The sequence below is a fragment of the Pseudomonas sp. EL_65y_Pfl1_R83 genome, assembly GCF_963970695.1.
Lineage (GTDB): Bacteria > Pseudomonadota > Gammaproteobacteria > Pseudomonadales > Pseudomonadaceae > Aquipseudomonas > Aquipseudomonas tritici.
The window spans coordinates 1-514 of sequence record NZ_CAXAQI010000262.1; the positions used below are offsets into that span (position 1 = coordinate 1).

The 514-nt window shown below is 64.6% G+C and carries 1 protein-coding gene; it reads right to left on the minus strand.

Annotated features, from left to right (window positions below):
- Positions 1-285: 285 nt before the first annotated feature.
- On the minus strand, positions 286-514 hold a 229-nt coding region (locus AACY08_RS28755; protein WP_339472480.1), incomplete at its 5' end, for a tautomerase family protein.

A 514-nucleotide genomic window follows, 5' to 3' on the forward strand; every position in this document is an offset into this window, starting at 1 on the left:
CGTAGACGAAAGGCATGCCGGGCACGAAATGCCCGACGGTCCGCTCCACCGGCACCACCAGCGTGCGCTCCGCGCTCATGCCGATCGTGATGAAGTCGCGTGCGTCCATGGTCTACCTCGTCGTCCTGGACAAGCGAGCACAGCGAGCGCCGATCCAGGACCCATTACCCCGATTGGCTCTCGTTGGCGTCGTCCGAACCACGACCTGCCACACCAACGGCTTCCCGGGGTAATGGGTCCTGGCTTTCGCCAGGACGACGGCTGTGCTTGCAGAACCGGCGCCGCCTATTTCTTCGCCGCCGCCGCGCGCTCGACGAAGGTCTTGCCGCCCTTCATCTTGTGGCGGAGCGGAGCTTCGTTGATCTGGATGACGACGGCATCGGAGTCGACGCCGAGATTCTTGACCAGGGCCTGGGTGATGTCGCGCATCATGCCGGCCTTCTGCTCGTCGGTGCGGCCTTCGGCCATGCTGATGGTGATCTCAGGCATCGTTCTCTCCCTGTCATGGCCGGGC